The sequence below is a fragment of the Bradyrhizobium barranii subsp. barranii genome (genome assembly GCF_017565645.3).
In the GTDB taxonomy this organism is placed as follows: domain Bacteria; phylum Pseudomonadota; class Alphaproteobacteria; order Rhizobiales; family Xanthobacteraceae; genus Bradyrhizobium; species Bradyrhizobium barranii.
The window spans coordinates 4,869,705-4,883,661 of the sequence record NZ_CP086136.1 but is presented as its reverse complement, the minus strand read 5'-3'; the positions used below and the strand labels follow the sequence as shown (position 1 = coordinate 4,883,661).

Annotated in this window: 18 protein-coding genes; 11 read left to right on the top strand and 7 right to left on the bottom strand. The window is 65.7% G+C overall.

What is annotated here, in order from left to right; translation table 11 throughout:
• The first annotated feature begins 2 nt into the window (after window positions 1–2).
• The 11 genes from J4G43_RS23210 (at window position 3) to J4G43_RS23160 (ending at window position 7,179) form a co-directional block, all read left to right on the top strand.
• Window positions 3–1,061, top strand: a complete 1,059-nt coding sequence (locus tag J4G43_RS23210) for an alcohol dehydrogenase (RefSeq protein WP_208086434.1) — start codon at window positions 3–5, stop codon at window positions 1,059–1,061.
• 163 nt (window positions 1,062–1,224) lie between these two features.
• Window positions 1,225–1,386 (top strand): Flp family type IVb pilin, encoded by a 162-nt coding sequence (locus J4G43_RS23205; RefSeq protein ID WP_028147743.1) that lies wholly within the window; start codon window positions 1,225–1,227, stop codon window positions 1,384–1,386.
• A gap of 72 nt (window positions 1,387–1,458) precedes the next feature.
• The gene (locus J4G43_RS23200) at window positions 1,459–1,695 is read left to right on the top strand and encodes a hypothetical protein (protein ID WP_208086433.1); all 237 of its coding nucleotides are present in this window, start codon (window positions 1,459–1,461) and stop codon (window positions 1,693–1,695) included.
• A gap of 242 nt (window positions 1,696–1,937) precedes the next feature.
• The gene (locus tag J4G43_RS23195; RefSeq protein WP_208086432.1) at window positions 1,938–2,648 is read left to right on the top strand and encodes a Crp/Fnr family transcriptional regulator; all 711 of its coding nucleotides are present in this window, start codon (window positions 1,938–1,940) and stop codon (window positions 2,646–2,648) included.
• A 48-nt stretch (window positions 2,649–2,696) separates the two neighbouring features.
• Complete coding sequence (locus J4G43_RS23190; RefSeq protein ID WP_208089391.1) at window positions 2,697–2,912, top strand: DUF6894 family protein; 216 nt, start codon at window positions 2,697–2,699, stop codon at window positions 2,910–2,912.
• A 106-nt stretch (window positions 2,913–3,018) separates the two neighbouring features.
• Window positions 3,019–3,210: a hypothetical protein gene (locus J4G43_RS23185; RefSeq protein ID WP_063983688.1), complete on the top strand. Its 192-nt coding sequence runs from the start codon at window positions 3,019–3,021 to the stop codon at window positions 3,208–3,210.
• Window positions 3,211–3,244: 34 nt separating this feature from the next.
• Window positions 3,245–3,421 carry a hypothetical protein gene (locus J4G43_RS23180; RefSeq protein WP_166095994.1) on the top strand — a complete coding sequence of 59 codons (177 nt, stop codon included), beginning with the start codon at window positions 3,245–3,247 and terminating at the stop codon, window positions 3,419–3,421.
• Window positions 3,422–3,481: 60 nt separating this feature from the next.
• Window positions 3,482–3,703: a hypothetical protein gene (locus tag J4G43_RS23175; RefSeq protein ID WP_208086431.1), complete on the top strand. Its 222-nt coding sequence runs from the start codon at window positions 3,482–3,484 to the stop codon at window positions 3,701–3,703.
• 189 nt (window positions 3,704–3,892) lie between these two features.
• Entirely contained in the window at window positions 3,893–5,239 is a 1,347-nt protein-coding gene (locus J4G43_RS23170; RefSeq protein ID WP_208086430.1) for a caspase family protein, read from the top strand.
• A 28-nt stretch (window positions 5,240–5,267) separates the two neighbouring features.
• Complete coding sequence (locus tag J4G43_RS23165) at window positions 5,268–5,780, top strand: hypothetical protein (protein ID WP_063983692.1); 513 nt, start codon at window positions 5,268–5,270, stop codon at window positions 5,778–5,780.
• A gap of 151 nt (window positions 5,781–5,931) precedes the next feature.
• Window positions 5,932–7,179, top strand: a complete 1,248-nt coding sequence (locus tag J4G43_RS23160; RefSeq protein WP_208086429.1) for a hypothetical protein — start codon at window positions 5,932–5,934, stop codon at window positions 7,177–7,179.
• On the opposite strand, the gene gmk is transcribed toward J4G43_RS23160, so the two are convergent.
• The 7 genes from gmk to fabD all read right to left on the bottom strand — a co-directional run bounded on the left by gmk (window position 7,112) and on the right by fabD (window position 13,812).
• Window positions 7,112–7,771, bottom strand: a complete 660-nt coding sequence (gmk, locus tag J4G43_RS23155; RefSeq protein WP_208086428.1) for a guanylate kinase — start codon at window positions 7,769–7,771, stop codon at window positions 7,112–7,114. The genes J4G43_RS23160 and gmk overlap by 68 nt on opposite strands.
• Before the next feature lie 3 nt (window positions 7,772–7,774).
• Window positions 7,775–8,662: a YicC/YloC family endoribonuclease gene (locus tag J4G43_RS23150; protein ID WP_063983695.1), complete on the bottom strand. Its 888-nt coding sequence runs from the start codon at window positions 8,660–8,662 to the stop codon at window positions 7,775–7,777.
• A gap of 116 nt (window positions 8,663–8,778) precedes the next feature.
• Entirely contained in the window at window positions 8,779–10,056 is a 1,278-nt protein-coding gene (gene mltG, locus J4G43_RS23145; RefSeq protein ID WP_208086427.1) for an endolytic transglycosylase MltG, read from the bottom strand.
• 125 nt (window positions 10,057–10,181) lie between these two features.
• Window positions 10,182–11,447 (bottom strand): beta-ketoacyl-ACP synthase II, encoded by a 1,266-nt coding sequence (gene fabF / locus J4G43_RS23140; protein ID WP_208086426.1) that lies wholly within the window; start codon window positions 11,445–11,447, stop codon window positions 10,182–10,184.
• Between the two features lie 108 nt (window positions 11,448–11,555).
• Entirely contained in the window at window positions 11,556–11,795 is a 240-nt protein-coding gene (locus tag J4G43_RS23135; RefSeq protein ID WP_008130699.1) for an acyl carrier protein, read from the bottom strand.
• Between the two features lie 307 nt (window positions 11,796–12,102).
• Window positions 12,103–12,840: a 3-oxoacyl-[acyl-carrier-protein] reductase gene (fabG, locus tag J4G43_RS23130; RefSeq protein WP_208086425.1), complete on the bottom strand. Its 738-nt coding sequence runs from the start codon at window positions 12,838–12,840 to the stop codon at window positions 12,103–12,105.
• A gap of 12 nt (window positions 12,841–12,852) precedes the next feature.
• Window positions 12,853–13,812: an ACP S-malonyltransferase gene (fabD, locus tag J4G43_RS23125; protein WP_038931867.1), complete on the bottom strand. Its 960-nt coding sequence runs from the start codon at window positions 13,810–13,812 to the stop codon at window positions 12,853–12,855.
• Window positions 13,813–13,957: the final 145 nt, after the last annotated feature.

Here is a 13,957-nt window from a genome sequence, read left to right as displayed (position 1 = left end):
ATATGGCGTTGATGCGTCGGCAGTCCCTGGTCAAGTTCGATGCGCCCTTGTGCGAGACCATCGTCGACACGCCGAAGCCGAAAGGCCGCGAGGTGCTGGTGCGCATCGAGCGCTGCGGCCTCTGCCATTCCGACCTGCACATCCAGGACGGCTATGCCGATCTCGGCGGCGGCAAGAAGCTCGACACCACGCGCGGCATGACGCTGCCCTTCACGCTCGGCCACGAGATCGCGGGCGTGGTCGACGAAGTCGGCTCGGACGTGCCGGCGAACCTTGTCGGAGCCAAGAAGGCGGTGTTCCCGTGGATCGGCTGCGGCCAGTGCCGCGACTGCGCCAATGGCGACGAGAACCTTTGCGCGAAACAGCGCTTCCTCGGCGTCTCCATCGACGGCGGCTTCGCCACCCACGTGCTGGTGCCCGACGCAAAGTACCTGCTCGACTACGATCCCCTGCCCGTCAACCAGGCCGCGACCCTGATGTGCTCCGGCGTGACCGCCTACGGCGCGCTCAAGCGCCTCGTCGACCGCCCGCGCCAGCGCAATCTGCTGCTGATCGGTCTCGGTGGCGTCGGCATGATGGGCCTGTCGTTCGCGCAGGCGATGTTCAAGCAGCCGATCACGGTGGCCGATCTCTCGCCGGCCGCACGCGAGACCGCGCTGAAGAACGGCGCAGCCAACGCCTACGATCCGTCCGAGCCCGACGTGATCAAACGCATCCTGAAGGAAACCGAGGGCGGCTTCGACGAGGTCGTCGATTTCGCCGGCAATGAGAAGTCGATGGCCTTTGCCGTGGCGGTCGCCGCGCGCGGCGGCAAGGTCGTCGTCTCCGGCCTGATGGGCGGCCAGTTCACCCTGCCGATGGTGCAATGGGTCTACAAGCGCCTAACCGTCGAAGGCTTCATGGTCGGCACGCTCGCGGAAGCCCAGGAGCTGATGGCGCTCGCCCGCGCCGGCAAGATCAAGCCGACGCCGATGCGCGAGGAGCCGATGGGCGACATCCAGAAATGGATCGACGAGTTGCGCGCCGGCAAGGTCGTCGGCCGCATCGTGCTGAAGAACTGACGCGCAGGAAAATCTGGACAGGCTTGGCGGCGGGACGAGGTCTCGCCGCCGCGCTTTCCTCCGCCGAATTAACCCGGAATTGACGCAAGCCCCGGTTCCAAATAGGGGAACCGGCAAGCCGCGAAGTCCTCGCCAGCTTTCTCTTTGGAATTCTGGTGAGGCCATGCAGACCATCCGCCGCTTCCTGGCCGATGAAACCGGCGCCACTGCGATCGAGTACGGCCTGATCGCAGCCGGCATCGCGCTCGCGATCATCGCCGTGGTCAACAATCTCGGCTCGTCGTTGAAGCTGAAGTTCGGCTCGATCAGCACCTCGCTGAAGTAGCGCCAAACCAGTGCGCGCTGAAGGCACGACGGCGTGCGCGGAACGGCTGCGACCACACCGCGTTGGCAGCGCATGTCCATTCGTTGCACCGTCGAAAGCGCCTTCTTCATCGCCTGGAGCTTCCTGGAGCAGAGCGGCGAGCTCGGACCTCCGGACGAGACCGCGCACACCATTCTGGATGCCATCGAAGCGCAGCTCAGGACCGGTGAACGCCGGCAGTTGATGCTCGCCAACAAGGCGATCGGTGACTACCGCAAGCAGGTGGCCCAAAGCCGCCTCCTGGCCGAACGCCAGATCCGTCTCGGATAAGAGCCCGCGGCGCCCCACAAGCGCTGGCTCATTTGGAAATTCCGTAGTTCTCCGGATGAGAACAAAGTTCGCAGCGTGTCCCGCGGGCAACGCCGGACGGCGCGACGCCTCGCTGCTGCGAACTTTTCGGTTTCCCGCAAACACTTGTGTTCACTTTGGAACTGTCGGTTCCTGCGCGGAAACGTAGGCTTTTTCCTGGAGACGCCGATTCCCGGCCAACGAAGAGCCCAGAGACAAGAAGCGTGACCGGCCGGCCCAGGAACGATCTGCTGCGAAGGCTCAGCGCCCAGGATTTCGAGCTGCTCGCGCCGCACCTGCAATCGGTCGAGGTCGCCGCGAACCACGTTCTGCATCACGCCGGCGACGGCATCTCCGTGGTCCACTTCCCCTGCGGCCCCGCGTTCGTGTCGTTCGCGGTGCCGGTTGAGGATGACCGCGAGGTCGAAAGTCTCCTGGTGGGCCGCGAGGGCGGGATCGGTCTTTCCGCAGGCCGCAGCCCGTCGCCGGCCTTTTCCCGCGTCGTCGTGAAGGTCGGCGGCACGCTGGTCCGCCTGCCGCTGCGCGCGCTCGAGCAGGCGCAGCAGCGATCGCCCAGCATGCATGAGATTTTTTCGCGCTACGCAGCCTGCCAGTTCGCGCAGCTGCTCCAGACCGCGGCCTGCAACGCGGCGCATTCGATCGAGCAACGCGCGGCGAAATGGATCATCGCGGCCCGAGAGCATATCGGCAGCGACGAAATCCGCCTCACCCACGAGCAGCTCGCCGGGATGCTCGGCGTCTCCCGCAGCTATGCCAGCCGCGTCATCCAGACGTTCAAGGCCAGGCGCATCCTCGCGACCCGCCGCGGCGCCATCCTGATTCTCGATGCGCCGGCGCTCGAGACAAGCGCCTGCACCTGCAACGGCGCGGTGAAGAAGCACTTTCGCGAAGTGCTGGGACGCGCGGCGGGCTAGAACGATCCGCGCAGCCGGAACATATTCGCGTGGCCCGCATTGCCCGACATGGCGCGGTACTTCTTTCATTTCGAGGGCCAGCAACCTCACACCGACACGACCGGTGAAACGCTCCTCGACGACGATGCCGCCTGGTGCGAAGCCGTCCGCCTCTCCCGCGACGTCGAGCATGCGCTGCGCCCCGGCGACAGCTGGACACTCAGCGTGTTTGACGGAAGCGAGCCTGTCTTCGTGCTTGCAATGGTGACACGGCGGTTTCGCTGACAGCCCTTCCCGTCGCCTCCGCACCGATCACATCAGACCACCAATTGGAACGCCGCGAATGTCCCATGCGTTGGCATCTCGTGAGGCAACGACGGAGTCAAAGCCCATGACGAAGCCGCTGACGAAAACGGTCAAGCCTGTTCCCGCGGAGAACCAGAGCCACAAGGGTCCCGGCAGCACGCCGTCAATTCCGCTCGACACCACCAAGGGCCATCGCGACGACGAGAAGCAGAACATTCGCGAACAGGCCGAGCACGGCAACATCACCCAGAACACCACGAACAGGCGCATGGGCTGAAAGACCAGGGGGATCGAAGAGAGGAGACACGAACTTGGTCGATCTCGGCAAATGGTACGATCCGATATCCGAGCGCTGGATCGCACCGCGTGAATCACGACTGGAGGAAAAGTCCTCTCATGCAAGCGAGAACCACGTCCTTGAGCTGCAGCGGACCATCGAAGTTCAGCGCATCTGGCGCGCACTTGTCGATTGCTGCGCCCGCGACTGATGCTCTTGCGTGCACGCCGCGGCGGAGTAACCGCCGCCGGCCGCGCCGTTGTATCCCCGCATGAACGATCCCGCATCACCCGCAGGGCCCGTCGCAACCGCGATGCGCTATCTGTCGACCATCGCCGGCTGCGCCTGCCTGCTGCTGGCCGCGATCTGCATCGCCATCGCCTGTCAGGTCTTCATCCAGACCGGCGTGTTCGCGCAGTCCTACGCGATGGTGGGGCTGATCGGCACTGCGCTGGGGTGTCTAGCGCTGACGCTGGCGCGGGTCTGGAAGTAAACACCGATCCATCCGTCATCATTCCGGCGTGCGTGGCCCGGGGTGGATGCCCGGGACAAGCCCGGGCATGACGGCCTGTAACGCTCCCATGCGATTGCCCTGCACAGAATGTCGCACCGCTTTTCGCCGGGGCGCCGGGCTGGTAGATTGGCGTCATTGCCTTGAAGAGTTTTCGCTTTGGGGGTTTTCATGCGCGCGAGGATTTTCAATCGCGTCGTGGGGCTGGCGGCGCTGGCCGCAGCCCTGCTTGTCGCCGGGGCGGCGCCCGCCTCGGCCGGGAAGCGCATTGCGCTGGTCGTCGGCAACTCCGCCTACAAGAACATCACGCCGCTCGACAACCCGTCCAAGGACGCGAGCCTGATGGCGGAGACGCTTGGCGCGCTCGGCTTCACGCTGGTCGGCGGGCGCGCCCAGCTCGATCTCGACAAGGGCGCGATGGATATCGCGGTGCAGAGCTTTGGCCGGCAGGTCCAGGGCGCCGACGTCGCGCTGTTCTATTATGCCGGCCACGGCGTGCAAGTCGCCGGCTCCAACTATCTCGTGCCTGTCGGCGCCAATCCGACGCGCGAGGCCGATGTCGATTTCCAGATGACCGACGTCAACCTCGTGCTGCGGCAGATGCAGGGATCGGGTACGCGCCTCAACCTCGTGATCCTCGACGCCTGCCGCAACAACCCGTTTGGCTCGCGCGGCCTGCGATCCTCCGACGGCGGCCTTGCGCAGATGCGCGCGCCGGAGGGCACGCTGATCTCCTACGCGACGCAGCCCGGCAACGTCGCGCAGGACGGCAGCGACGGCCACAGCCCCTACACCAAGGCGCTGGCGGCGACGGTCCGGACCGCGGGCCTCGACGTGTTCCAGACCTTCAACCAGGTCGGCCTCGCCGTGAAGCGCGCCACATCAGGCGCGCAGCAGCCCTGGGTGTCGTCCTCGCCGATCGACGGCACCTTCTATTTCGTGCCGCCGACGCAAAGCCCGCCGCCGCAGGTCGCCGCGATGCAGCCCGATCCGCTGCCGGCGGATCGGCTGCGCGCCGATCCCGATCGCGTGCCGCTGCGCGATGCCGCGCTGCTGAGCGAATTGAGCGAGCGGCTCTACGAGCTCAATTTCGATCCTGACACGCCCGATGGACTGACCCGTGCGATCACCAAGCTCCAGCAGCGGATCTCGATGGCACCGACGGGCGAGGCAACCGAAGGCCTGCTGCTGCGGATGCGCAAGATGGAGGATCTGAAGCCGTGGGGCTCGATCGTGTACGGTCCCGACAGCAGCAAATGGGGCATATCGTGGAACCACGCCTCGCGGCGCGCGGCGGTGGCGGATGCGCGCGGCAATTGCGCCGGCGCCAAATGTCCGATCGAGCTCTCCTTCTACGGCAACCGCTGCGGCGCGTTCGCGATATCAGACAAATCCTGGTCGCTGGTCCAGCGCGACAGCATCCAGCACGCCAGGGATGCCGCGCTTGACGAATGCGGCAAGGCTGGCAAAGCTTGCCGCATTATCGGATCCGTCTGCGCCGACGGCTCCGGCCGCTGATACCTTTTTCATTTCGGATTGTTTCCTCATGCCCAATGCCGTCGTCCGTACGATCGCCCTTGCGTCCCTCCTCAACCTCGCCCTCGCCTCGTCGTCCGCCTTCGCGCAGTCCGGCAGCGCCGGCGGCTCGATCGGCAACGACGAAAAGTCGCTGTCCGGCTCGCGCCAGGATACTTCTTCAGGCCGCTCGGCCGAACCGGCCGCGCCCTCACGCCGGAGCAAGCCGGCGACCGAGGAACGCTCGTCGCCTCGGCGAAGCGGAGGTGGCGGTGGAGGTGGCGGCGGTGGTTTCGACGGCGCCTGGGCGGTCGTCAGCGTTGGTTGCGGCGGCAGCACGAGCGGCGCTGTCGTCGTGAGCTCGGGCAAGATCATCGGCGAAGGCGTTCGCGGAACCGTCAGCACGGGCGGCTCGGTCAGCACGTTCGGCCAGGGCCAAGGCGTGACCTTTACCAGCACGGGCCGGCTCTCGGGCCGCAGTGGTTCCGGAACGTGGCGCCGCTCCGACGGCTGCGGCGGAACCTGGAGTTCGGCGAAGCAATAGCCCTCGAAAACGCCTGAATTCGCGGCGGAACGAACGCCGCGCAGGCCCGATTCAAGCCACATCCTCTCCGGATTTGCGGCTCATTGCCACCCAAGTCTTTGATGACAAAGGGAAGGTAAAGAGTTGCGTTATGCGTAATCGGGAGACCAGGATGGGCAACCGCACCGCGAAGTTCATATCTGCGCTTGTCGGCAGCATCATCGCCGGCGCACCACTGGCCGCCGTGTCGCAGAATGCGCCGGAGGCAACGAGCTCGGCAAATGCCGCCAGCGACTGCCTCGCCTCGCCAAAGGGCGTGGCGCCGCAGGGGCAGCATTGGTACTATCGCCTGGAGCGCGGGAGCAAGCGGCAATGCTGGTATCTGCGCGCCGAAGGCAGCAAGGACAGCGCCAAGGCCGTGCAGACCGCGCAGGCTGCGCCCGATGCACCGACGGCAGATTCAGCAGCGCCGCAGCAGCAGCACCCAGTGCAGGACGCACGCGCCGAATATCTGACGCCGCAGGGCAATACCGCGCCGACGACGCCGAATGCGCCCGCACCAGCGAAACCGGCGCCGATGCAACAAGCTGCCACTCCCTCCGCCGACAGCAACGCGCAGCAGCCCGCGGTCGCCACGCGCTGGCCCGATGCCTCCGCCGCGGCCACGTCGCCCGCACCGCAAGCTGCGCCCGCTCCTGTTGCCTCGCCTGCGCCGCCGAGCGCGAAGCCGTCAAAATCCCCTGCCCCGGTCGCGCTTGCCGCAGCAGATGCCACCACCGATAAAGCGACCGGCTCGCTCCAGACGCTGCTGCTCGTGATCGGTGGCGCGCTGGCGCTCGCCGGCCTCCTCGCCAGCATCATCTATCGCTTCGCAGGCGGACGACGCGTCCGAGTTCAGGATCGTCGCGTCAATTGGGACAATCGGGAGCCGAACGACGACGGCCGCGCACCCTGGCTCGAGGCGATGCCGACTGCCGCGCCGCGCGCGCAACAGCCGCGTCCGGTGGATTTCGATGCCGCCCGTCCCCAGGCGGCCGGGCGTCCCCGAGCTGCCCAGCGCGAAGCCACCCAGCGCGAAGCCGCGCAGCTCAAGGCGATCGATCACGCGATCGATGCCGTCGATCAGCGGGCGCCCCAAGCCAGCAACGAGGTCGCAGAGCTCGACGAGGCCAACATGTTCAACGGAGAGTTCGAGATCGAGGCATCGGCCCCCCGGCTCGCGGCCAACGACGTCAATGACAAGGGGGCGGCCGATCGCGATGACGACGTGCAGATCGAGGACGCCGTCGACGTCGACGTGATCACGGCGATGCTGGAACGGCTGGCGCAGGAAGGACCGCGCCTCGCGAAGCCTAACCTTGAAGCTGGCCTTGCAAACCTCGTACGAAACCAACGAGGCCAGTCCGCCGCTCGCGCTTGAGGCGCTCGGCCTTCAGGATCGACTGCACTTCGGCAAACGCCTCGTCGACCGCGTGGTTGATGACGATGTAGTCGTACTCGGCCCAGTGGCTCATCTCGTGGCTGGCGCGGCTCATGCGCTTGCGGATCACCTCGTCGGAATCCTGCGCGCGCGAATGCAGCCGCTTCTCGAGATCGGCGGCCGAGGGCGGTAAAATGAACACGCTGACAACGTCCGCGCGCGCCTTCTCGCGGAGCTGCTGCGTGCCCTGCCAGTCGATGTCGAACAGCACGTCCTGCCCGGCCGACAGCGCCGCCTCGACCGGCGCACGCGGCGTGCCGTAGCTGTTGTCGAACACCGTCGCCCATTCCAGCAGCTCGTCGCCCTTCACCATCGCGCCGAACCTGGCCTTGTCGACGAACAGGTAGTCGCGGCCGTCGACCTCGCCGGGCCGCATCGCACGCGTGGTCGCGGAGACCGACATCCGCAGGCCGGGCATGCGGTCGATCAGTAGACGCGACAGCGTCGTCTTGCCCGCGCCCGACGGCGAGGACAGCACGAACATCAATCCACGCCGCTCGACACCGTCAGTTCCGTGACCGCCCGCCGTCATCGATCACTCCAGATTCTGGACCTGTTCGCGGAATTGCTCGACCACGTTCTTCATGGCCAGGCCCGTATTGGTCAGCTCGATATCGTTCGACTTCGAGCAGCAGGTGTTGACCTCGCGGTGAAATTCCTGCGCCAGGAAGTCGAGCTTGCGGCCGATCGGGCCGCCCTTGCCTATCAGCTCGCGCGCCTGCGCGATGTGGGAGGCGATGCGGTCGAGCTCCTCGCGGATGTCGGCCCTGGTGGCAATCAGGATCGCCTCCTGCATCAGGCGGTCGGAATCGAAACGGTCGGAGGTGTCGAGCAGGGTTGCGATCTGCTCGGCGAGCCTCGCCTTGATCGCCTCGGGCTTGCGGCCCGGCGCGGCTTCCGCCTTCCTCGCCAGCACCTCGACCTCGTCGACCCGCTGGGTCAGGATCTGCCCGAGCGATGTGCCCTCGCGCTTGCGCATCTCGACGAGATCGGCGAGCGCCTTGTCGAAGGCCTCCGCAGCCGCGGCACGCGCGGCCTTGTCCTCCTCCTCGTCACCCTCGGGCTCGGCGACCTCGACGACGCCCTTGATGGCGAGCAGGCCGTCGACGCTCGGCGCAACCGCGTCGACCTTGCCGGCGATCATCGCGGCCGCCTTCAGGACGGCGTTGAGCACGTCCTCGTTGACGCGGACGGAGGCTGCGGCGTTGGCCCGCTTGACGTTGAGATTGGCATAGACGGTGCCGCGCGACAGAAGCTCGCCGGCGCGCTTCTTGGCGTGGGCCTCGAGCTCGTCGAACCCCTGCGGCAACCGCACCCTGAGGTCAAAGCCCTTGGCGTTGACCGACTTCAATTCCCATTCGAACGTATACGGCCCGCTAGCGCCGTGGCTTCGGGCAAAGCCGGTCATGGACGACAGCGCCATCAGGTCAATTTCTCCGGAAACACAGGATTCGCGAGGCCCATCAGGCCACGCGAATCTTAAGACTATTTTGCAGGAAAGTGGAATCCGCAAAGTCCCGCAGGCAGATCTGCGCGAACCTAGCGCTGGACCACCGGCGGCGACGGCTGCACCGCGCCCTGGCGGGCGGGCGCGGGACCAGCGGGGCGAGCGGCTGGCGGCTTTTTCTGCTGATTGGGCCGCGCCGGCGTGGTCGCGGTCGGCGGATCCGCGGCAGCGCCGGGCGCGGCGGCCGCCGGCGGCTGCGCATCCTCGGCCGGCTCGACCGTGTCGTTCTGGATCTGCTTCTCCATCGCGCGCAGCTTGGCGACGTTCTTCTGGTGCGCGTCGTAGGTCTCGGTGAAGGCATGGCCGCCGGTGCCGTCGGCGACGAAATAGAGGTCACGGGTGCGGGCCGGGTTGGCGGTGGCTTCCAGCGAGGCGCGGCCGGGATTGGAGATCGGGCCGGGCGGCAGTCCCTCGATCACATAGGTGTTGTAGGGCGAAGGCTGCGTAATCTCGCTGCGCTTGATCGGTCGGCCGAGCGTACCCTTGCCGCCGACAAGGCCGTAGATGATGGTCGGATCGGACTGCAGCTTGATTTTCTGCTTCAGCCGGTTGGCGAATACGGCAGCGACACGGCTGCGCTCGTCCGGCTTGCCGGTTTCCTTCTCAACGATCGAGGCCAGCGTCACCAGTTGCTCCGGAGATTTCACCGGAATGTCCTGGCTGCGGCGCTCCCAGATCTCGGCCAGCACGCGCTTGTGCGCCTGTTGCATGCGCTGGATCACCTGATCGCGCGGGGTCCCGCGCGGGAACTTGTAGGTCTCTGGCAGCAGCGTGCCTTCACGCGGCAACTCGCGGACGCTGCCGGTGAAGATGTCGTTGTCGGACAGCCGCGCCACGATCTGCTCGGAGGTCAGGCCTTCCGGGATCGTAACGGAATGCTGCACCACCTTGCCCTCGACGATAGTGGCGATGACGTCGCGCAAGGAGGCGTTCTTCTGGAACGAATATTCACCCGGCTTGAGGTCCGAGCTCGCCTTCAGCGCGGCGACGCTGGCGATGAACACCCAGGGATTGACGTCGGCCACGCCTTCCCGGTTCAGCGTCTCGGCGATGTCGCGCTTGCCGGCCCGCTGCGGGATGTTGACGATCTTGTCTTCCTTCAGCGGCCCCGGCGCCTCGAGCAACTGCCGGCCGTAATAGTAGACGCCGCCGGCGCCCAACATGGCGATCAGCAGAAGGGTGATGATGGCGTTGCCGACGATCACGAAGGGATTGCGCGCCCGGTCCGATCGCCTCGGCGGCGGCGGAACCTGCTCGGGCTCCAGCGCTGCCCGCGGACTCCGGGGCGAAATGGGCGGCCTTTCACTCATCGAAGCAACCTGAATCCTGCCGGTTCAATCGCGGCCAGACAATCGCTTGTCGAGCCAATGCACGCGCCCACGGGGTATGACTATCGCTGAATACGGCAAAACGGTGGATTCGTTTCAAACGCAAACTAATGAACCAGGCGGCGGAAGATCACCGACGCGTTGGTACCGCCAAAACCAAAAGAATTCGACAACGCGACGTTGACCTCGCGCTCCTTCGCAATGTGCGGCACGAGATCGATCGCAGTCTCGACCGACGGATTGTCCAGATTGATGGTCGGCGGCACGACATTATCGCGAATCGCGAGAATGGCGAAGATTGCCTCGATCGCGCCGGCGGCACCGAGGAGATGGCCGGTCGAGGATTTGGTCGAGGACATCGCGACCTTGGAAGCGGCGTTGCCGAGCAGCCGCTCGACCGCACCGAGCTCGATCTCGTCGCCGAGCGGTGTCGAGGTGCCGTGGGCGTTGATGTAGTCGAGATCGGATGCCGTGAGGCCGGCGCGCTTGAGCGCTGCCGACATGCTGCGGAAGCCGCCATCGCCATCGGGCGACGGCGAGGTGATGTGATAGGCATCGCCCGAAAGACCGTAGCCGATCACCTCGGCGTAGATCTTGGCGCCGCGGCGCTGAGCGTGCTCGAGTTCTTCCAGGACGAGGACACCGGCGCCCTCGCCCATCACGAAGCCGTCGCGGTCCTTGTCGTAGGGACGCGATGCCTTCTCGGGCGTTTCGTTGAAACCGGTCGAGAGCGCGCGCGCGGCGTTGAAGCCGGCAATGCCGATACGGCTGATCGGCGACTCGGCGCCGCCGGCAACCATGACGTCGGCATCGCCCAGCGCAATCAGACGGGCGGCGTCGCCGACCGCATGTGCACCGGTCGAGCAGGCCGTGACCACCGAATGGTTCGGCCCCTTCAGACCGTGCGCGATCGAGACGTAGCCGGAAGCAAGATTGATGAGGCGGCCCGGAATGAAGAACGGCGACACCCGGCGCGGTCCGCGCTCCTTCAGGAGGATCGCGGTTTCGGCAATGCCGGTGAGGCCGCCGATGCCGGAACCGATCATGGTGCCGGTCGCGCACTTGTCCTCTTCGGTCTCGGGATGCCAGTTGGCATCATCGAGCGCCTGGCCGGCTGCGGCCATGCCGAAGATGATGAAGTCGTCGACCTTGCGCTGGTCCTTCGGCTCCATCCAGGTATCGGGATTGAAAGTATCGTTCGTGCCGTCGCCGCGCACGACGGTGCAGGCGTATTTGGTCTGAAGATCGGAGACATCGAAGCTCTCGATCCTGCGTGCGCCGCTTTCGCCGTTGAGGATGCGTTTCCAGGTCGGTTCGACGCCGCAGCCGAGCGGCGACACCATGCCGAGACCAGTGACGACAACCCGCCTCATATTCGAAAACTCCGCATCGAAAGATTCACGGCCAATAACAAGAAACCGGCTGACCGCTGGTCAGCGGCCCGTCCGGTTTCAATGTTGTCCCCGCGAAAATGAAGAGCCTTAGCTCTTCGCGTTCTTCTCGAGAAACTTCGTGGCGTCGCCGACGGTGAGAATCGTCTCCGCGGCGTCGTCCGGAATCTCGCAACCGAATTCTTCTTCGAACGCCATCACCAGCTCGACGGTGTCCAGACTGTCGGCGCCGAGGTCGTCGATGAAGCTCGCAGCGTCGACAACCTTCTCGGGTTCAACACCAAGGTGTTCGACCACGATCTTCTTAACCCGCTCGCCAATGTCACTCATTGCATAACCTCGTGTTGTTCCCTGTAGACCCGACCCCCCGGGACGATACGAGCCGTCGTGGTCGTTGACTGCCTTCGCTTACGAACTTTGATTGGCCCCATCTTAACCGATGCAGGCCCGGCGAGACGGCCAAGGCTCCGCATCGCCAATATACAGGGTTTCAAAAACCTGCAATGGCGTTCTTTGCCCATCCGTTGAGCGTCCGGTTATCATACTTCAACTGCCTTGACTACAAGCCTCATTTCGCACCGGAAACGGCCGTTTGCCGCATCCCGCACCGCCCTTGTGGGCAGTGCGGAAGGAGACGTCAGATCATGGCCATGCCGCCGTTGACGTGGATGGTTTGTCCCGTGACGTAGGCCGCTTCGTTCGAACTCAGGTAGACGGCGGCGGCTGCGATGTCCTCCGGCGTCCCCAGGCGGGCAGCCGGAACCTTGGCCAGAATCGTCTCGCGCTGCTTGTCGTTGAGCGCATCGGTCATCGGCGTCTTGATGAAGCCCGGCGCGATGCAGTTCGCGGTCACGCCGCGCTTGGCGTATTCGGCACCGAGCGTCTTGATCATGCCGATCAGGCCGGCCTTCGATGCCGTGTAGTTGCCCTGCCCGGGATTGCCGGTGACGCCGACGATCGACGTGATGGCAATGATACGGCCGAAGCGCTTGCGCATCATCAGCTTGGTCGCGGCGCGCGCCAGGCGGAAGGTCGAGGTCAGATTGATGTTGATGACCTCCTCCCAGTCCTCGTCACGGAGCTGGACGAAGAGATTGTCGCGGGTGATGCCGGCATTGGCGACGAGAATGTCGACCTGCCCCATCGCGGCTTCCGCGGCGGGCACCAGCGCCTCGACCTCGTCGGCCTTGGAGAGATTGCAGGGCAGCACGTGGGTACACTCGCCGAGCTTGCCGGCGAGCTCATCCAGCACTTCCTTGCGCGTTCCGGAGATCGCAACGGTAGCACCCTGCGCGTGCAGCGCCTGCGCGATCGCGCCGCCGATGCCGCCGGTCGCGCCGGTGACGAGCGCCTTTTTGCCAGTCAGGTCGAACATTGAAAAACTCCTCTAGGCCTGCTTCGCAGCGGCCAATGCATCCTTGGCGGCGGCAATGTCGTTCGGCCCGCCGACAGACACGCCGACAGCGCCATCCGCAATGCGCTTGACGAGACCCGACAGCACCTTGCCGGCGCCGATCTCGAAGAAGCGGTTGACGCCCTGCCCTGCCATATAGGCAACCGACTCGCGCCAGCGCACCGTGCCGGTGACCTGCTCGACCAGGCGGCGACGGATCTCGTCGGGATCGCTGATGGCGCTCGCCAGCACGTTCGACACCAGCGGCGCCGCCGGCGCCTTGATCGTGACCTTCGCCAGCGCCTCCGCCATGGCGTCGGCGGCGGGCTGCATCAACTTGCAATGGAACGGTGCGGACACCGGCAGCAGCATTGCGCGCTTGGCGCCCTTGGTCTTGGCGATTTCGACGGCGCGATCGACCGCAGCCTTGTCGCCGGAGACGACCACCTGCCCGCCACCATTGTCGTTGGCGGCCTGGCAGACCTGGCCCTGTGCCGCCTCGCCCGCGACCTCCATCGCGGCCTCGTAGTCGAGACCAAGGAGAGCGGCCATCGCGCCGGCGCCGACTGGCACGGCTTTTTGCATTGCGAGACCGCGGGTGCGAAGCAACCGCGCGGTATCCGAGATCGTCAGGCTGCCGGCCGCAGCCAGCGCCGAATATTCACCGAGCGAGTGGCCGGCGACGAAGGCCGCGTCCCGTCCCACGGAAAACCCGGCTTCGGCCTCCAGCACGCGCAGGGTGGCGACAGATACCGCCATCAGCGCCGGCTGGGCGTTCTCTGTAAGCTGGAGCGTTTCTGCAGGACCATCCCAGATGATCGCCGTCAGCTTCTCCCCAAGCGCGGCATCGACCTCGTCGAACACGGCGCGTGCCACCGGAAAGGCGTCGGCCAGGGCCTTGCCCATGCCAACCGCCTGGGACCCCTGCCCTGGAAATGTGAATGCTGCCGTCATCGGCGCTCCCTGCTTGTCGGGCGTGATCCCTGCGAGAACCGGCAGCCGACGACGCACGGCCTTAGGCCATGGTTCCGGATCATGCTCCAAAGGGGGCCGTAGACACTGTCCGGGGCCGGAATGTCAAGCCAAGATAGGAACTTCG